The organism is Sphingosinicella terrae, from assembly GCF_003347635.1.
Lineage (GTDB): Bacteria > Pseudomonadota > Alphaproteobacteria > Sphingomonadales > Sphingomonadaceae > Allosphingosinicella > Allosphingosinicella terrae.
This window is the reverse complement of the sequence record NZ_QDFY01000047.1, coordinates 1-978: the sequence shown is the minus strand read 5'-3', so window position 1 is coordinate 978 and position 978 is coordinate 1. Positions and strand designations below refer to the sequence as shown.

Sequence of the window (978 nt, the reverse complement as noted above, 5' to 3'; positions counted from 1 at the left end):
CGGCCGTGTGCATCTGCGCCCGCCATGCCAAGGGCGTGCTGTCGGCGCGCGTGAACAAGAGCGATCCGCACGATGCGGAAGGCCTGGCGCAGCTGGCTCGCACCGGTTGGTTCCGGGCGGTGCACATGAAGGATGGTGCCACCCACCTCGATCGCGCCTGCCTCAAGGTGCGCGAGCAGCTGGTTCGGGCCCATTCGGCGATGAAGAACCAGCTGCGCGGCCTGCTGAAGCTGTTCGGGCTGAGGCTGGGTTCGGCAACGACGCCCGGTAAGCGCGTCGAGCGCCTCGAGGTGCTTCTCGCGCAAAGGCCCGAGCTGGAGGCGCCGTTGGCGCCGCTCGTTGCCGCCCTGTCGGCGCTGGAGGTGCAGATCGCCGCCGCGACCCGCGAGCTCAAGCGCCGCACCGCCGGCGACCCGGTGTGCGCACGTCTCATGACCGTCCCAGGAGTCGGTCCGGTCAACGCGATGACGTTCAAGGCCAGCGTCGAGGATCCGAACCGCTTCGCCCGAGGCGCCGATGTCGGCGCCTTCGCCGGGCTCGTCCCCAGGCGCTACCAGTCCGGTGAGCGTGACACCAAGGGGCACATCTCCAAGGCGGGCGATCCGATGCTGCGCCGCAGCCTATACGAAGCGGCCAACAGCCTGCTCGCCCGCGTCAAGCGCGATTGCGCCTTACGACGCTGGGCTCGAGCTCGCCGCTACCAAAGGCGCCAAGCGCGCACGCGTCGCTGTTGCGCGCAAGCTCGCCTCGCTCCTCCACGCGCTTTGGCGAACCGAGACCGACTTCCGCTGGGCATGAGCCCGCCGGCAAGCTGACCGGACGCCAACGAAGGATGATCTCGCTTATTGTGTCGCGGCTTCGACCGCGTTGGGGACATCAGAGACATCCACCTTCCTACGCCTGACCGCGATCATGAGGCACAGATCAACTCGGGCTCCACAGCCGATCCGTGACCTCGAAGACAACCATAGCCGTCGG

The 978-nt window shown here is 68.0% G+C and carries 1 protein-coding gene; it reads left to right on the top strand.

What is annotated here, in order from left to right:
• Positions 1-815 (top strand): IS110 family RNA-guided transposase (locus tag DDE10_RS23155; RefSeq protein WP_162806819.1); only part of this gene is annotated, 815 nt, incomplete at its 5' end.
• Between the last annotated feature and the right edge of the window lie 163 nt (positions 816-978).